Source organism: Shewanella xiamenensis, assembly GCF_024971755.1.
Taxonomy (GTDB): Bacteria; Pseudomonadota; Gammaproteobacteria; order Enterobacterales; family Shewanellaceae; genus Shewanella; species Shewanella xiamenensis.
Window position 1 is genome coordinate 1,592,728 of the sequence record NZ_CP079718.1, and the last position, 15,481, is coordinate 1,608,208.

General features: G+C 47.3%; 15 protein-coding genes. 10 read left to right on the forward strand and 5 right to left on the reverse strand.

The features are described 5' to 3' along the window. The first annotated feature begins 53 nt into the window (after positions 1 to 53). From glyA to KXJ80_RS08130, 9 genes are all read left to right on the forward strand, one after another. Entirely contained in the window at positions 54 to 1,307 is a 1,254-nt protein-coding gene (gene glyA / locus KXJ80_RS08090; protein ID WP_218738129.1) for a serine hydroxymethyltransferase, read from the forward strand. 210 nt (positions 1,308 to 1,517) lie between these two features. Beyond that, positions 1,518 to 1,967: a transcriptional regulator NrdR gene (gene nrdR, locus KXJ80_RS08095; RefSeq protein ID WP_011073317.1), complete on the forward strand. Its 450-nt coding sequence runs from the start codon at positions 1,518 to 1,520 to the stop codon at positions 1,965 to 1,967. A 98-nt stretch (positions 1,968 to 2,065) separates the two neighbouring features. Next, positions 2,066 to 3,211, forward strand: coding sequence for a bifunctional diaminohydroxyphosphoribosylaminopyrimidine deaminase/5-amino-6-(5-phosphoribosylamino)uracil reductase RibD (gene ribD, locus KXJ80_RS08100; RefSeq protein WP_218738130.1), 1,146 nt, complete (start codon positions 2,066 to 2,068; stop codon positions 3,209 to 3,211). A gap of 7 nt (positions 3,212 to 3,218) precedes the next feature. Further along, positions 3,219 to 3,875 (forward strand): riboflavin synthase, encoded by a 657-nt coding sequence (locus KXJ80_RS08105; RefSeq protein ID WP_011621887.1) that lies wholly within the window; start codon positions 3,219 to 3,221, stop codon positions 3,873 to 3,875. Positions 3,876 to 3,942: 67 nt separating this feature from the next. Beyond that, positions 3,943 to 5,046 (forward strand): bifunctional 3,4-dihydroxy-2-butanone-4-phosphate synthase/GTP cyclohydrolase II, encoded by a 1,104-nt coding sequence (gene ribBA, locus KXJ80_RS08110; protein ID WP_047534781.1) that lies wholly within the window; start codon positions 3,943 to 3,945, stop codon positions 5,044 to 5,046. Between the two features lie 140 nt (positions 5,047 to 5,186). Continuing rightward, a complete protein-coding gene (gene ribH, locus KXJ80_RS08115) occupies positions 5,187 to 5,663 on the forward strand; it encodes a 6,7-dimethyl-8-ribityllumazine synthase (RefSeq protein ID WP_011073313.1) in 477 nt (158 codons plus the stop codon). Between the two features lie 14 nt (positions 5,664 to 5,677). Then, a complete protein-coding gene (nusB, locus tag KXJ80_RS08120) occupies positions 5,678 to 6,082 on the forward strand; it encodes a transcription antitermination factor NusB (RefSeq protein ID WP_218738131.1) in 405 nt (134 codons plus the stop codon). Between the two features lie 78 nt (positions 6,083 to 6,160). Further along, positions 6,161 to 7,117: a thiamine-phosphate kinase gene (thiL, locus tag KXJ80_RS08125; RefSeq protein ID WP_047534785.1), complete on the forward strand. Its 957-nt coding sequence runs from the start codon at positions 6,161 to 6,163 to the stop codon at positions 7,115 to 7,117. Continuing rightward, positions 7,117 to 7,611: a phosphatidylglycerophosphatase A family protein gene (locus KXJ80_RS08130; protein ID WP_218738132.1), complete on the forward strand. Its 495-nt coding sequence runs from the start codon at positions 7,117 to 7,119 to the stop codon at positions 7,609 to 7,611. The genes thiL and KXJ80_RS08130 overlap by 1 nt, the downstream gene beginning before the upstream one ends. Before the next feature lie 195 nt (positions 7,612 to 7,806). Here KXJ80_RS08130 and recN read toward each other — a convergent pair whose 3' ends face one another. Together recN and KXJ80_RS08140 are read right to left on the reverse strand one after the other, a co-directional pair. Then, on the reverse strand, positions 7,807 to 9,465 hold the full coding sequence (gene recN, locus KXJ80_RS08135; protein ID WP_218738133.1) for a DNA repair protein RecN: 1,659 nt from the start codon (positions 9,463 to 9,465) through the stop codon (positions 7,807 to 7,809). A gap of 129 nt (positions 9,466 to 9,594) precedes the next feature. Continuing rightward, positions 9,595 to 10,557 (reverse strand): AEC family transporter, encoded by a 963-nt coding sequence (locus KXJ80_RS08140; protein ID WP_218738134.1) that lies wholly within the window; start codon positions 10,555 to 10,557, stop codon positions 9,595 to 9,597. A 252-nt stretch (positions 10,558 to 10,809) separates the two neighbouring features. Here KXJ80_RS08140 and lldR point away from each other — a divergent pair, with 252 nt between their 5' ends. Continuing rightward, positions 10,810 to 11,709 carry a LysR family transcriptional regulator LldR gene (gene lldR, locus KXJ80_RS08145; protein ID WP_088586863.1) on the forward strand — a complete coding sequence of 300 codons (900 nt, stop codon included), beginning with the start codon at positions 10,810 to 10,812 and terminating at the stop codon, positions 11,707 to 11,709. Between the two features lie 2 nt (positions 11,710 to 11,711). On the opposite strand, the gene KXJ80_RS08150 is transcribed toward lldR, so the two are convergent. The 3 genes from KXJ80_RS08150 to barA all read right to left on the reverse strand — a co-directional run bounded on the left by KXJ80_RS08150 (position 11,712) and on the right by barA (position 15,469). Beyond that, positions 11,712 to 11,945, reverse strand: coding sequence for a DUF3319 domain-containing protein (locus tag KXJ80_RS08150; protein ID WP_047534791.1), 234 nt, complete (start codon positions 11,943 to 11,945; stop codon positions 11,712 to 11,714). A gap of 142 nt (positions 11,946 to 12,087) precedes the next feature. Further along, positions 12,088 to 12,687 (reverse strand): YjaG family protein, encoded by a 600-nt coding sequence (locus KXJ80_RS08155; RefSeq protein WP_037421135.1) that lies wholly within the window; start codon positions 12,685 to 12,687, stop codon positions 12,088 to 12,090. Then, a complete protein-coding gene (gene barA / locus KXJ80_RS08160) occupies positions 12,662 to 15,469 on the reverse strand; it encodes a two-component sensor histidine kinase BarA (protein ID WP_218738135.1) in 2,808 nt (935 codons plus the stop codon). Before barA ends, KXJ80_RS08155 begins: the two co-directional genes overlap by 26 nt. Positions 15,470 to 15,481 lie beyond the last annotated feature (12 nt).

The window sequence follows — 15,481 nt, forward strand, 5'->3', positions numbered from 1 at the left end:
CGAGTAGAATACCGCGCAACCCTACCTACAAGAATTGGCAGCTGGAGTAAGCAATGCTGAAAAAAGATATGAATATCGCAGATTATGATCCGGAACTGTTCAACGCAATTCAGAACGAAACTCTGCGTCAAGAAGAGCATATTGAGCTGATTGCTTCTGAAAACTACACCAGTCCACGCGTGATGCAAGCGCAAGGTTCACAATTAACCAACAAGTACGCCGAAGGTTACCCTGGCAAGCGTTACTACGGTGGTTGTGAGTATGTGGACGTAGTTGAAACCTTAGCGATTGAGCGTGCAAAACAACTGTTTGGTGCGACTTACGCAAACGTGCAACCTCACTCAGGTTCTCAAGCAAACAGCGCCGTTTACATGGCATTGTTAAAACCAGGCGATACCGTTTTAGGTATGAACCTCGCTCACGGTGGTCACTTGACCCACGGTTCACCTGTAAACTTCTCCGGTAGACTGTACAACATCATTCCTTACGGCATCGATGAATCAGGCAAAATCGACTATGACGAAATGGAACGTCTGGCGGTTGAACATAAGCCTAAGATGATGATCGGTGGTTTCTCTGCTTACTCAGGCATCGTTGACTGGGCAAGAATGCGCGAAATCGCAGACAAAATCGGTGCTTACCTGTTTGTCGACATGGCGCACGTTGCGGGTCTTATCGCTGCTGGTGTTTATCCAAACCCAGTGCCACACGCGCACGTTGTGACCTCTACTACTCACAAGACCTTAGCTGGTCCTCGTGGCGGTATCATTCTGTCTGCTGCCGATGATGAGGAGCTATACAAGAAGCTGAACTCTGCGGTATTCCCAGGCGGTCAAGGCGGTCCTTTGATGCACGTTATCGCAGGTAAAGCGGTCGCCTTCAAAGAAGCCCTAGAGCCAGAGTTCAAAGCCTACCAACAACAAGTGGTTAACAACGCTAAAGCCATGGTTGAAGTGTTCTTAGAGCGCGGTTACAAGATCGTTTCTGGCGGTACTGACAACCACTTAATGCTGGTGGACTTAATCGGTCGCGACCTGACGGGTAAAGAAGCCGATGCCGCTTTAGGTAGCGCGAACATCACAGTAAACAAAAACTCTGTGCCAAACGATCCACGTTCTCCATTCGTGACCTCTGGTGTGCGTATTGGTACGCCTGCGATCACTCGCCGCGGCTTTAAAGAAGCTGAAGCGAAAGAGTTAACCGGTTGGATCTGTGACATCCTCGACGATGCCCACAATCCAGCGGTCATCGAGCGCGTAAAAGGCCAAGTATTGGCTCTGTGCGCTCGTTTCCCTGTTTACGGTTAATTCGTTAATTTATCCGAATATATCGGCTAAGTTCACAACAGCTTAGGTCGTTAAGCTTAGGTGGTTAACCTCAGCCGATAAATAGGATAAAATCCCATGGCCGCATTAAGCGGCCATTTTTATTGCTAAAATCGTAGACTTAAACCCGCTCGGTTTAAGCAAGATACAGCGAAAGCCATAGGCTTTATTCCATTCACGGCAGGAGGCTCAATGCATTGTCCATTTTGCAGCGCGACAGATACTAAGGTGATCGATTCCCGATTAGTGGCGGAAGGCCATCAAGTGCGTCGTCGCCGAGAATGCACCGAATGCCACGAACGATTTACCACTTTCGAAGGGGCCGAATTAGTGATGCCACGGGTGATTAAACGTGATGGCACGCGTCAACCCTTTGATGAAGAAAAGCTGCAAGCAGGTATGTTACGCGCGGTCGAAAAGCGCCCCGTGTCCATGGATGAAATCGAGCAGGCCTTAAGTAAAATCAAGTCAACGCTGCGGGCGACTGGCGAGCGTGAAGTGCCATCCGAGATGATAGGCAACTTGATGATGGAACAGTTAATGAGCCTAGACAAGGTTGCCTATATTCGTTTTGCCTCGGTTTATCGCGCCTTTGAAGACGTCTCCGAATTTGGTGAGGCGATTGCGAAACTGCAAAAGTAACGTGGGTTATCTTAAGTTAGTGCTTAGGTTCGTGCTTAGGTTAGTGCCTCGTTTTGCGCCGCATTCGGCACGCTTCCTCAAGATTTCATAGGGTTTATATGAATTGGTCAGAACTCGATAACCAGATGATGAGCCGCGCCATACAACTGGCTCGCAAAGGATTTTATACCACTCGCCCCAATCCCTGTGTGGGCTGCGTTATCGTAAAAGATAATCAGATTGTCGGTGAAGGTTATCATCAAAAAGCCGGCGAGCCCCACGCCGAGGTGCATGCACTGCGCATGGCTGGCGAGCTTGCCCGTGGCGCGACCGCCTATGTCACCTTAGAACCTTGTAGCCATTATGGCCGCACACCGCCGTGTGCCTTGGCGCTGATCAATATCGGTATTAAACGTGTGGTCGTGGCGGTGGAAGATCCTAATCCGCAGGTCGGTGGCCGCGGTATTCAAATGCTGCGCGATGCGGGCATTAAAGTGGATGTTGGCTTGCACCGAGACGAAGCTTACGCTTTAAATCTTGGTTTTATGAAGCGCATGGAATTGGGGCTACCTTGGGTGACGGTCAAACTGGCCGCGAGTCTCGATGGTAAAACCGCGTTATCAAACGGGGTGTCCAAATGGATTACAGGCACCGAAGCTCGCCGCGATGTGCAGCGTTTACGTTTGCGCGCCTGCGCCATAGTTACTGGGATTGAAACTGTGCTGGCCGATGATCCTTCGCTCAATGTGCGCTTCTCAGAGCTTGGCAGTCTTAGCTCGCAATTGAGTGAAGCGCAGGTTTTACAACCGCTGCGAGTAGTTTTAGACAGTCGCGCCCGTATGCCTATTACGGCAGCCTTGTTTACAATTGAATCGCCAATTTTATTAGTCTCGACAGTGAGCTATTCGTCAGACTTTATGGCGCAATTACCCGCCCATGTGACTTGCCTCCAATTACCGGCGATTGATGGTCGAATCTCGCTACCCGAGCTCTTAAGCTATTTAGGCAAAAGCTGTAATCAGGTGCTTATCGAAGCGGGCGCGACCTTAGCGGGTGCCTTTATCGGCGCGGGATTAGCCGATGAGTTAGTGCTATATCAAGCGATGAAAATCCTTGGGGCACAGGGACGTAATCTACTCGAATTACCCGATTATCAAATGATGGCCGATATTCCGACCCTCAAACTGGTCGATGAGCGTAAAGTGGGCGCGGATACGCGTTTTACCTTGAGGCTCGAGTCCAATCCATCTTTAGCGAATAAGTGAGTTAACCATGTTTACTGGGATTATTGAGGCCGTTGGCACGCTGCGAAAGCTTGAACGCAAAGGCGATGATATTCGTTTGACGGTCGCCAGTGGCAAACTGGATTTAAGCGATGTGCGTTTAGGCGACAGTATTGCCACCAACGGTGTGTGTTTGACCGTGGTGCAACAATTAGCCGATGGCTATGTGGCGGATGTGTCAGCAGAAACCGTCAGCCTTACAGGCTTTGCTAACTATAAAGTCGGCACTAAGGTTAATCTTGAAAAGGCTGTCACCCCAACTACACGTTTAGGCGGCCATATGGTCAGCGGCCATGTGGATGGCATTGCCACCGTAGAACAGCGTTTGGCGCGGGGCCAAGCGATTGAGTTTTGGTTAGCGGCTCCTGCGGAGCTGGCACGTTATATTGCTCATAAAGGTTCTATCACCATCGATGGCGTGAGCCTCACGGTAAACGAAGTTGATGGCCATCGTTTCAGATTAACCATAGTGCCCCATACCGCGGGCGAAACCACATTGGTGGATTTGAAAGCCGGCGATAAGGTGAATATTGAAGTGGATTTAATCGCCCGCTATTTAGAGCGTTTAATGCGCTTTGATACTAAAGAAACCCAAGGCGGTGGGGTGACCATGGAAATGTTAGCCCGTGCTGGCTTTGTGCGTTAGGGCACTGGCACTTAGCTCACTTAGGTATAGAATTTCATAACAACAGTAAAATCATAAAGGTCCTACAATGGCGCTGCACAGTATAGAAGAGATCATCGAGGATATTCGTCAAGGCAAAATGGTTATTTTGATGGATGACGAAGACAGAGAGAACGAAGGCGACCTGATTATGGCGGCCGAGTTGGTGACGCCAGAAGCGATTAACTTTATGGCGAAATACGGTCGTGGACTCATCTGCCAAACCATGACTAAAGCTCGTTGCCAGCAGCTAAATCTGCCCTTGATGGTAACCAATAACAATGCGCAGTTCTCGACTAACTTTACGGTATCGATTGAAGCTGCCGAAGGCGTAACCACCGGGATTTCGGCCCATGATCGCGCCGTAACGGTAAAAGCGGCCGTGGCTAAAGATGCCAAAGCGTCGGATTTAGTCCAGCCTGGGCATATCTTCCCATTAATGGCGCAGGACGGCGGCGTGTTAACCCGCGCTGGCCACACAGAAGCAGGTTGTGATTTAGCCCGTTTAGCGGGGCTTGAGCCGTCGGGCGTGATTGTTGAGATCCTCAATGAAGACGGTACCATGGCTCGCCGCCCAGATTTAGAGATTTTCTCTGAAAAACACGGCGTTAAAATCGGCACTATTGCGGCGCTGATTGAATACCGTAACACCAAAGAAACGACCGTTGTGCGTGAAGCAAAATGCAAACTGCCAACCCGTTTTGGTGAGTTCGATATGGTGACCTTTAGGGATACTATCGACAACCAATTGCACTTTGCCTTAGTGAAGGGCGAGGTGAAACCTGACTGTTTAGTGCGGGTGCATTTACAGAATACGTTTAACGATCTACTCCATTCTGAGCGCGATCAGCAACGTAGCTGGCCGCTCGAAAAAGCGATGGCGCGGATTTCTGCCGAAGGTGGTGTGTTAGTATTGCTTGGCAATCAAGAACATCCCAGTGAAATTCTCGCCAAGGTCAAAGCCTTTGAGGCGGAAGATCAAGGTCAGACGCCCGTGTCAGCCAAATGGCAAGGTACTTCACGCCGTGTCGGTGTAGGTTCACAAATTCTGGCCAGTTTAGGTGTGACCAAAATGCGACTCTTAAGCTCGCCTAAGCGTTACCATTCACTATCAGGCTTTGGCCTAGAAGTGACAGAGTACGTAGCTGAGTAACAGGCTAAGCTTTTAATAGGTTCCACTAAGGTAAAATTCACCATTTCTATCATTTGCATAAGGCCGTGGGCAATTGACTGTGGTATCATGTCGCCACTTTTCGCCCCGAGCCGGGTGCTTTAGCTAAATTAGGTAAGAAAATGAACGTAGTTCAAGGTAATATCGAAGCGAAGAATGCCAAAGTTGCGATTGTAATTTCGCGTTTTAACAGCTTTTTAGTAGAAAGCCTGCTTGAAGGTGCACTTGACACGCTGAAACGTTTTGGCCAAGTCAGTGATGAAAACATCACTGTCGTCCGTGTACCTGGTGCGGTTGAGTTACCGCTGGCGGCACGTCGTGTTGCTGCAAGTGGTAAGTTTGACGGCATTATTGCACTTGGTGCGGTAATCCGTGGTGGTACCCCTCACTTTGATTTTGTTGCAGGCGAATGTAACAAAGGTCTAGCTCAAATTGCATTAGAGTTCGATCTGCCAGTTGCTTTCGGTGTATTGACTACAGATACCATTGAACAAGCTATTGAGCGTTCAGGTACTAAAGCGGGTAACAAGGGCGGCGAAGCTGCGCTAAGCTTGCTTGAAATGGTCAACGTTCTGCAACAGCTTGAACAACAGTTGTAATAGTAGGAAAAATAATGAAGCCTTCTGAGCGCCGCAAGGCCCGCCGTTTAGCCGTTCAAGCCATTTATTCATGGCAACTAAGCGGGAATAATATTGCCGATGTCGAGCATGAGTTTTTAACTGAACAGAGTCTCGATGGTGTAGACGTAGCTTATTTTCGTGAGCTATTTGCAGGCGTAGCAACTAAGAAAATCCAACTGGATGAGTTGATCATTCCACACTTAGATCGCCCCATTGATGAGGTGTCTCCAGTGGAGAAAGCCATAGTACGCCTAGCGGCCTATGAGCTGACTTTCCGTAAAGATGTGCCATTTAAAGTTGCCATTAACGAGGCGATTGAATTGGCTAAAGCTTTCGGTGCGGATGAAAGCCATAAGTTTGTTAATGGATTACTCGACAAACTGGTTGCACGTAAGTAATAAGGACAAACGGTATCTTAGGATACCGTTTTTCATTGCTAACAAAGGTGGCCGATGTGAGTCGCGCCAAACTGTACAGTGAAAGAATTCCAGCTTATTGAATGTTATTTCAATCACCGCGGCCCAGCACGCCGTGATGTCAAATTGAGTATTGGCGACGATTGCGCCCTTGTGCAGCCCGCCGAAAACAAGTCGATCGCCATTTCCTGCGATACCTTAGTCGAAAATGTTCACTTCTTCCCCGATATTCCACCTCAAGCCTTAGGTTACAAAGCCTTAGCTGTAAATCTTTCTGATTTAGCGGCAATGGGGGCCGAGCCTGCGTGGATGACGCTTGCACTCACTTTGCCAGAGGTTAACGAGACCTGGCTGAGTGGTTTTAGTGAAGGCCTGTTTGAAGCGGCAGAATATTATGGCATCGCCTTAATAGGTGGTGACACAACTCGCGGGCCTAGGGCAATTAATATCACAGTGCACGGGCAAGTCCCCCATGGCAAAGCCTTGACCCGTCATGGCGCTAAGGCCGGTGACTGGATTTATGTAACGGGTACGCTTGGTGATTCTGCGTTAGGGCTGGACTTGATCCGCGGCGTGCAACATGCGCGAGCGGAGCATAAAGAGTTTTTGATTAATCGCCATTATCGACCCACTCCTCGAGTATTGGCTGGGCAATCATTGCGCTCTTTGGCATCCAGTGCCATCGATTTATCCGATGGTTTTATCTCGGATATTGGGCATATCCTCAAGGCATCAAAGGTTGGCGCTGTAGTCGATGTGGGGGCGATTCCTTTGTCGCGCGCGATGCAAGATACCGTGAGCGAAGAACATGCATTAGGCTATGCGCTGACGGGGGGCGAGGATTATGAACTGCTCTTTACCGTGCCTGAGGCACAAAAAGGTGCGTTAGAAACCGCCCTCAGCCATGCTGGTACTAAGTTTGTCCGTGTTGGGCAAATCTGTGCGGGCAGTAAGCTTAAGTTGCAACTTAATGGTGAGCTATTTACGCCACCGTACCACGGTTTTGAGCATTTTTAATGAAGTTGTTATCCCAAGATCAGGCGCTGTCGCGCCTGTCTCTTAAAAATCCAGTCCATTTTTTAGCATTAGGCTTTGGCAGTGGTTTAGCGGCTAAGGCGCCCGGCACCTTTGGCACCTTGGCGGCAGTTCCGCTCTATTTGTTATTGGCGCAATTGCCCTTGAGTTGGTACTTAGCTGTAACCTTAGTATGCGTACTCGCGGGGATTTATATCTGCGATAAAGCTGCTAGGGATATGGGTGTACATGATCATGGTGCAATCGTTTGGGATGAAGTTGCAGGTTTATTGATCACTATGATTGCCGCCCCCGCTGGTATTCTGTGGCTCGCTGTCGGTTTTGTGCTGTTTCGGCTATTCGACATCCTAAAACCTTGGCCGATACGTTGGCTCGACGCCAAAGTTGAAGGTGGTTTCGGCATTATGATAGACGATGTATTAGCTGGATTTTTTGCACTTATTTGTCTGCAAGTGATTGTCTTTATTTGCCAATAATATCTTTAGTTAACCCAAACTAAAGTTCGTTACCCTATAAATGCCAATGCCTTATCTGCTGTAGATAAGGCATTGGCTATCAAGCTTTATTTTCGTTTCGGTGGCATACTGTATTTTACTGTATTTTACTGTATTTTACTGTATTTTACTGTATTTTACTGTATTTTACTGTATTTTACTGTATTTTACTGTATTTTACTGTAATAGTTCTCGTGCATTGGCGAGAGTGTTAGAAGTAATTGTATCGCCACCAAGAAGTCTGGCTAATTCTTGGATACGTTGCTCCCTATCCAAAGGCATCATTGTGGTTTCTGTACTGCCTGCCTTGTTGAATTTATTCACAAACATATGTTGATGGCCATTACCAGCAACTTGAGGTAAATGGGTTACACAAAGTACTTGAGTCGATTCTCCTAGACTACGCAGCATTCTGCCAACCACAGCAGCGGTCGGGCCTGAAATTCCCACATCCACCTCGTCGAAAATCAGGGTAGGTGTGGCAACCTTTTTCGCGGTAATCACTTGGATGCCTAAACCGATACGCGACAATTCACCGCCAGAGGCTACCCGTGAAATCGGTTGTAAAGGCTGGCCAGGGTTGGTTGTGACCATAAACTCGATGTTATCGCTGCCATTTACCGACATTATCTCGGGATTAAAATTCACTTCAATGGTGAACTTACCCTTGGGCATGTTGAGTTCGTGGATAGATTGAGTCACTAGCTTATCCAGTTCTTTCGCATAACGGGCGCGGCTCTGGCTCAGTTTTTGTGCGTTCGCTAAGTAAGCGGTTTTACTCGCTTCAACTTGGAGTTGGATTTCCTCTAACTTAGTTTCATCGTCATCGAGGGTTGTGAGTTCCGCTTTGAGCGCCAAATGATGTTCGGCTAATTTGTCAGGGTTGACATGGTGCTTACGGGCCAGTTGCATAGCCTTTGAGAGTCGTTCCTCTAAATAGGCAAAATGCGCTGGATCGAGTTCGAGTTTACTCAGGTAATGCTGTAATTCTCCCGCGCTCTCTTGCACTTGAATGAGGGCCTCATTCAACATAGTACTCACATTGGTTAATGCGGGATCATAGCTTTGCAAATTTTCAGCAAGGCTTACAGCCTTGTTAAGCAGTGACTCAATATTGCTCTCTTCGCCATCTGTGAGTAAATATAGGCTGGCTTGGCAGCTATCCACCAGTTCAGTGCCATTGGCGAGGCGTTTATGCTCTTGCTCAATATCTTCAAATTCACCGATCTTGAGGTCGAATTCATCTAGCTCTTCAACTTGATATTGCACCAGTTGTTTTCGGGCAATACGTTCATGCTGTGAGGCTTCTAATTGCTTGAGTTCGGCTTCGATTTGTTTGCAGCGTTGATAGCTTGCTGCCACTGTGTCTATCAGTAGTCTGTGATTGGCGTAGCTGTCGAGCAAGGTGAGTTGATGCTCACTCTTTAGCATAGCATGGTGGGCGTGCTGCCCATGGATGCCCACAAGCAATTGCCCGAGTAATTTGAGTTGAGTTAACGGTACGGGATTGCCATTAATGTAGGCGCGTGAGCGGCCATCACTGCCAATAGTTCGACGCAGAATACATTCATCATCGAGTTCGAGATCGTTATCTTCGAGCCAACGTTTGGCAAGGGGGACATCGTGTAGTGAAAATCGAGCACTGACTTCGGTTTTACTTGCACCAGGGCGAACACTACTGGCATCGGCACGATTACCTAGGCACAAACCTAAGGCGTCGATGGCGATGGATTTACCTGCGCCAGTTTCACCAGTAATGCTGGTCATACCGGGACGAAAATCCAGTTCGAGAAAACGGACGATAGCGAAATTATTGATGCTGAGTTGGCAAAGCATAATGAGTTCCTGTCGAAAAACTTACCAAATCACTGTATTGATAAACAGTATATACTGATTTTATATACAGTAAAGTGGCTTTGGGTAAATATTCGACACATTGCAATAAGCTAGAGTTTAATCGCTTGTTTATGAATAGGTTTTAACAAGTTGCTCTAAAATAGGTAAGCTAAAAAAAGTCACTATAGTGCCAAAGAGTATCCCTTGAGCACTGCTGGAGGCCTGGGTGTTATAGCGTTGAGCCAACAGATAGACACTTGCCGCAGTGGGTAAGGCACTGAGGATTACACCCATCACTAAGTAATCTCCACTAACGCCCACGCTTTTAAGCATGAAGAAAACCAATGCGGGTTGTAGGATTAATTTAAAGAGGTTGATAAGGCTAAGTTCGATAAGATTCGTCAGGCTAAATACCTTGCTATCTTTTTGGTAGCGCATGGCTTTGGCTAATACCATGCCAACGGCAAATAAAGCGCAGGGGCTTGAGGTATTGCCAATTTGTTGGATCATCATCGCTACGCCAGAGGGCAGTGTTATCCCCAATGCCGAAATTGCAATGCCGATAAAGCAGCCGATAACGATGGGATTTTTAACCACAGCTAAACACATGATCACTACGGCGTGGTGTTGTCTGTGGGTATTTGTCGTAAGCTCCAGTGAGACCAAGGCCACGGCAAACATAAGAACGGACAATAAACTGGCTATGGCGGCGGCAACTAGGGCGCTTTGTTGTTCAGGAAATATAATCACCAGCAGCGGAATACCAATAAATGCGGTATTGCCAAAGGTGGCATTTAAGGCGCGCACGGCGGCAATTGCATGCTGTTTAGGATTGAAAAGTAAGGATATACCAACACAAATCAGATAAATCATCAGCATGGCTGCGCTGTAGCCTGCAATAAATCCCCATTGCAGAATTTCTTCAATCGGTTGCTGCGCCAGTGCAATCAGGAGAATGGCAGGAAACGCAATATAGTAGACATATTGATTGAGCACTTGGTCGGTTTCTACTGGGAGAAAACGCAGTTTTTGTACAAGAGTGCCGAGCAGCATGATCCCGAAGACGGCAAACAGAGGGGTTAAAATGGTCATATCCCTCACTCATCCTTTTGTGTTTTTGCTTTCCCGCAACAAGACGTTGTGGGTGCGCTAGCAGGGAATAATACCTAGGGTAATTGACGATAATCGGTGTTAGCGCAGTAAACTTATTGGCAAAATAGCATAGGATTAACCTTGGAAGCTATTGCGCTATGGTCGTAGAAATGAATAATTCTACGTTTAAAACACAATGAGTTAGTGCCTTATACCTGTGAGCGGCACTCACGCTAAACGATGGGATTGAACATGGCTGATGATGTTGGCGCTGAGCTGCAGTTAATTTATCTGTTTGTGCATTTGGTGAATGCGGGCAGTTTTTCTCAAGCCGCGAAAGTGCTCGATATGCCTATCGCTACAGTGAGCCGTAAGCTGGCCAAGCTTGAAGAAAAACTCGATAAGCAATTGTTTATGCGAAGTACCCGCAAGCTGAGGTTAACCGAGGAAGGTTTAGCGTTATTTCAGCGATATCAGAGTGTGATTGCACAGTTCGATGAGCTCAGTGGCATTGGCAGCGATAAACCTGAAGGCACATTGCGGATAGCTGCGCCGATCTCAATTATTTCAATTATCTTTATCCACGCATTAAACGAGTTTGGCCGTTTATATCCCGATATTCGTTTACACATTTCCCAAAGCAATGAGTTGGTGGATTTAATTGATAAAGGCATTGATGTCGCGATTGTCGGTGGTGCACAGCCTGATTCTTCTTGGGTGTCGAGTACTTTAGGTGAGCTTGATTATCGTTTGTTTGCGACGCCGGAATATTTAGCCCATGCCCCTGAATTGATCCATCCCGATGATCTTGAAAACCATCAGTTGATCAAAGTTTGGCCGCTGTTTAATTGGCATTTAAAGCATCCTAATGGCGAGTCTTTCTATTTTAATGGCCCAACAAAACTCACGCTCACGGATCTCCATGGCGCGATTCAGGCGACCTTAGATCATGGTGGTATTCTGTATGGGCCAGAATTATTTGTAAAACAACAGATTAAAGAAGGGCGTTTAAAAGTGCTCTTACCGGAATGGATTGGCGAACAACGTAGAATTTCGATTCTTTATCACCAGCGTAGTCAGCAACCGCTGAAAGTGAAGGTGTTTATCGAGTTTATGCAATCCAAAGCGCCCGAACTCTTTTCAATGGCTTAAGATTAACGTTTACGGGGTTTTAAAGTATTTTGGCTCATGGAGTTTTGCGTTTGCTTCGCATCTTGCAGGCTCGCACGGGTGGCGGGCACAATCCCAAGCTCACGGTAATAATTCACTAAACGGCGTAATTCAAATAGAGAACCAATACGGTTTTGCCCGCCTATGGTGAGTTTCCAGGTATCGGTACGGCCTTCGCTATTGGTTAAAATAAAACCTTGATAAACAATTTTTTTCATATTGAATGGGTTATAGAGTTAACTCTATCCTCCGGTGATTCAAACCCGTCGCTGATGCTACCTAAGCAGTAAAAATGTTAGGTAACATCACCGGATTTTCAAGGCAACTGAAGAGATAAACCCTAGACCTTAAACGGGTTTATTATGCGACGCTGATCCCGATATTCGATACACCCGCTTCGATAATCTCTTTGCGTAACCCCTTCACTAATTCGGCAGTAATCTTAGGATTTTCTTCGATAATTTCCAGCAGGGTATTTTGTAGCGCGCGCTCTTCTTCCATCACTTCATGGGCGAAGACGTAGTCATCTAAGGCATCATCGGTTAACTCTACATCGCTGATAGTCTCGATATAGTTCGCCACAGTGCTTGAGGATAACTTGCTGATATTGGTTATATCTTCCTCAAGGTTGGTTTGAATCGCCCCAAGCAAAGTGGAAAGTGCAACCACGGCATCCATTGCTGGGTATACGCCATAGCTATCAAAATCGGCAGGATCTGGGGTGTTATCTTCTAAGCGTTGCAGATGCACATCGATGTTGAATTTCAGCTTATTGTCGTACTGGGATTGCCAAAGAAGCTCGAGCACAGTGCTTAATACCGCAGGATCACCAAACTCACAAACCTCTGAAAACAGTTGATAGTTAGGCAACATTCGTTGGCAAAGGGCAATGGCAAAGAGTTTTTTCTGTGGTAGTTCTAGCGCTTTTAAACGCTTAAAGAAGCCCGTTTTTTTGGTCATCTGTTATTTCCGCTGATAGCTGTGATAGCACTTGTTTTGCCGCCGATTCTACCTTAGTTAGCTCATCAAGTAACTCTAGTATTTCCGGTTCGAGATCTTCGACACGGGCATCACGTTTCAATGCCGATTCAATCTCTTGGCATAATCGCTGTGTGGTCGGCACCCCGCAATAGCAACTGGCGCCATGAAGTTTATGGATAGTGCTGAGCATCGTGGTTTGATCGTTTTGACTCAGTGCCGTCTCTATCGCCGAGACCGTTTGAGGTAACGATTCCAATAACATGCGTAGCATATCTAATGCTAGGTCAGACTTATGGTTAGCTTGGGTTAAGCAAAGATCCCAGTTGAGGGTATGTAAATCAAAGTGAGTGAATTTGGGCCGAGTAATCCAGCGGTTAATCTCTGCTTTAAGTGCGGCTTCATCTATGGGTTTGGGCAAATAACCATCCATGCCACTACCTAAAATTAGCTCACGTTCCTCGGCAATTGCATGGGCGGTCACGGCAATAATCGGCGTATTGCGGTTCATCGACCCTTGGCGAATTTGCTTGGTCGCGCTGATGCCATCGGTGCCCGGCATCTGGATATCCATAAAGATAAGATCAAAAGTGCGAGTCTTCGCCTGTTTTACCGCTTCTTCACCGCTATTGACGGCGATAACGGTAGTGACTAGTTCGTTAAGCAGCGTATCAATCAGTTTTAAATTGGCGAAGTTATCGTCCACCGCTAATACGGTAAGCGATTGGCGCGCCGCTGGAACTGTAATACTTGCGGGTGGTAATAGGTCATATTCCATTGGTGGATAGAGCATATTACGCGCCAGTTGGTGCTCGCTTACTGGCAGAGACAATACCACGTCAGCATTGGGGCGAATAAACTGACTTAACATGTCTTGCTCTTGGCAGTCGAATAGCACGACTAAACAATCTGTTTTTGTCTTGGCTAGATTTAACGTACTCACCAATTGATTGGGATTGCTAAATCCATGGCAACTCAATAACACATAATCAAACGGATGCTCAGTCGTTGATAGGGTTGTCTGCAAACTAGGAATATGTTGATGATGAGTGACCTTAGTATCCCACTGTGTTAGTTGGCGACTAATCACTGAATGGGTGAGTACTCTGGGCTCATAAAAGAGCACGGTTTTATCTTTCAGTTTTTCAAGCGGTAGTGAATCACCAATTTGGAATTGACCAAGGCCTAATGGTAGGGTGAACCAGAAGTTAGAGCCCTTATCCACCGAAGAGGTAAAGCCAATTTGCCCGCCCATTTGGTTGACGAGGCGTTTGGTGATGACTAATCCAAGCCCTGTTCCGCCAAAGCGGCGGGAAATCGAGGAGTCCGCTTGACCAAAGGCTTGGAACAGGAAGTCTTGCTGACTTTCATCAATCCCAATCCCAGTATCGATAACATCACAGCGCAGCACCACTTGTTCATCGGTCTGCGCTTGTAATTCTAATTTAACCAGTACGCTGCCTGAGTCGGTAAACTTGATAGCATTGCCCACTAAATTATTGATAATTTGGCACACTCGCATGGCATCGCCGTTAACGTTGTCGGGGACATTGGGCGCAATATCGACGACCAATTCCAGCCCTTTGGCCTGCGCGCTACCGGAGATTAAAGTGATTGTCTCACCTAGGGTTTCCCTTAGGCCGAATGGCATGCTTTCTAGCACCATTTTGCCGGCTTCGAGTTTCGAGAAGTCGAGAATATCGTTGATAATCGCCAGTAGGTTGGTGGCGCTACGCTCGATGGTGTTAATGTAATCGACTTGGCTCGAGTGCAGCGGGGTTTTAACGAGCTGACGGGCAAATCCTATCACGCCGTTTAATGGGGTGCGCAGCTCGTGGGACATGTTCGCCAAGAATTCCGACTTAATACGACTGGCCTCCAGCGCGCGTTTTTTGGCTAAATCGAGCTCGACGTTTTGGATCTCAATCTGCTCTAAGGTTTCCCGCAGATCCGAAGTTGCCTGATCGATATTTTGCTGCATTTCATCGTGATATTCCGATAGCGAGCCCGCCATGGCGTTAATACCGCGTTTGAGTAAATCCAACTCACCGATAAGATTACCCTCGAGCCTGGCATCGAGTTTACCCTCACGGATTTTGGCGACCACCCGCACCATTTCGGTAATCGGCTGGGTGACGTTTTTCACCAGACGAAAGGTAAACAGCAGATTTAATTGCACCCCAATCAAGACGATAATAAAGGCGGCTACGGCGGCCCTATGTTGCTCGAGCAAGGCGCGCTCTTTATTGATAATCACCGAAATATAACCGAGCAACTCGCCATTATCGGTTTGGATATCAAAATTCACGGGCGCCCCCGCCGCAGTTGGCGCGGTGGCAAAAATCGGTGTGCGTAGGATAAGGCTGTCGCCCACATGTTCGATTTCGGTTTTATGCAGATTCGTCAGCGCCTCTTTATAGCGCATGATTTCGAAATCTTTGTGGTAATGCGATGTGACAAACAGTTGATTTTGAATGTCAAAAATAGCAATGGATTTAACGAGCGTGGATTTATTCAGTTGGGCTGCGGCAAGGAGTCGTTTGGTTGCTTCTCTGTCATTACTCACGAGTCCCACTTCACTGGCAATTGCCAGTGGCTCGATAATATTGCTGCCCTGTTCAATCAGCGTATCTTCGAGTTCATAGAAGCGATTTATGGTAAAGTAGCTGCCCAGCAGAATTCCGACTAAGATCGTCGGCGCAAGCGCAAGCACCAGAACCCAGGAACGTAAGCTGTATTTGGTCATGTTGTTGACAGGGTTCATAGCCGCAGCGCA

Bases quoted from the DNA above. Each gene is read 5' to 3' on its own strand.
- glyA (WP_218738129.1), top strand. From the start codon at position 54: ATGCTGAAAAAAGATATGAATATCGCAGATTATGATCCGGAACTGTTC.
- nrdR (WP_011073317.1), top strand. From the start codon at position 1,518: ATGCATTGTCCATTTTGCAGCGCGACAGATACTAAGGTGATCGATTCC.
- ribD (WP_218738130.1), top strand. From the start codon at position 2,066: ATGAATTGGTCAGAACTCGATAACCAGATGATGAGCCGCGCCATACAA.
- KXJ80_RS08105 (WP_011621887.1), top strand. From the start codon at position 3,219: ATGTTTACTGGGATTATTGAGGCCGTTGGCACGCTGCGAAAGCTTGAA.
- ribBA (WP_047534781.1), top strand. From the start codon at position 3,943: ATGGCGCTGCACAGTATAGAAGAGATCATCGAGGATATTCGTCAAGGC.
- ribH (WP_011073313.1), top strand. From the start codon at position 5,187: ATGAACGTAGTTCAAGGTAATATCGAAGCGAAGAATGCCAAAGTTGCG.
- nusB (WP_218738131.1), top strand. From the start codon at position 5,678: ATGAAGCCTTCTGAGCGCCGCAAGGCCCGCCGTTTAGCCGTTCAAGCC.
- KXJ80_RS08130 (WP_218738132.1), top strand. From the start codon at position 7,117: ATGAAGTTGTTATCCCAAGATCAGGCGCTGTCGCGCCTGTCTCTTAAA.
- recN (WP_218738133.1), bottom strand. From the start codon at position 9,465: ATGCTTTGCCAACTCAGCATCAATAATTTCGCTATCGTCCGTTTTCTC.
- KXJ80_RS08140 (WP_218738134.1), bottom strand. From the start codon at position 10,557: ATGACCATTTTAACCCCTCTGTTTGCCGTCTTCGGGATCATGCTGCTC.
- lldR (WP_088586863.1), top strand. From the start codon at position 10,810: ATGGCTGATGATGTTGGCGCTGAGCTGCAGTTAATTTATCTGTTTGTG.
- KXJ80_RS08150 (WP_047534791.1), bottom strand. From the start codon at position 11,945: ATGAAAAAAATTGTTTATCAAGGTTTTATTTTAACCAATAGCGAAGGC.
- KXJ80_RS08155 (WP_037421135.1), bottom strand. From the start codon at position 12,687: ATGACCAAAAAAACGGGCTTCTTTAAGCGTTTAAAAGCGCTAGAACTA.
- barA (WP_218738135.1), bottom strand. From the start codon at position 15,469: ATGAACCCTGTCAACAACATGACCAAATACAGCTTACGTTCCTGGGTT.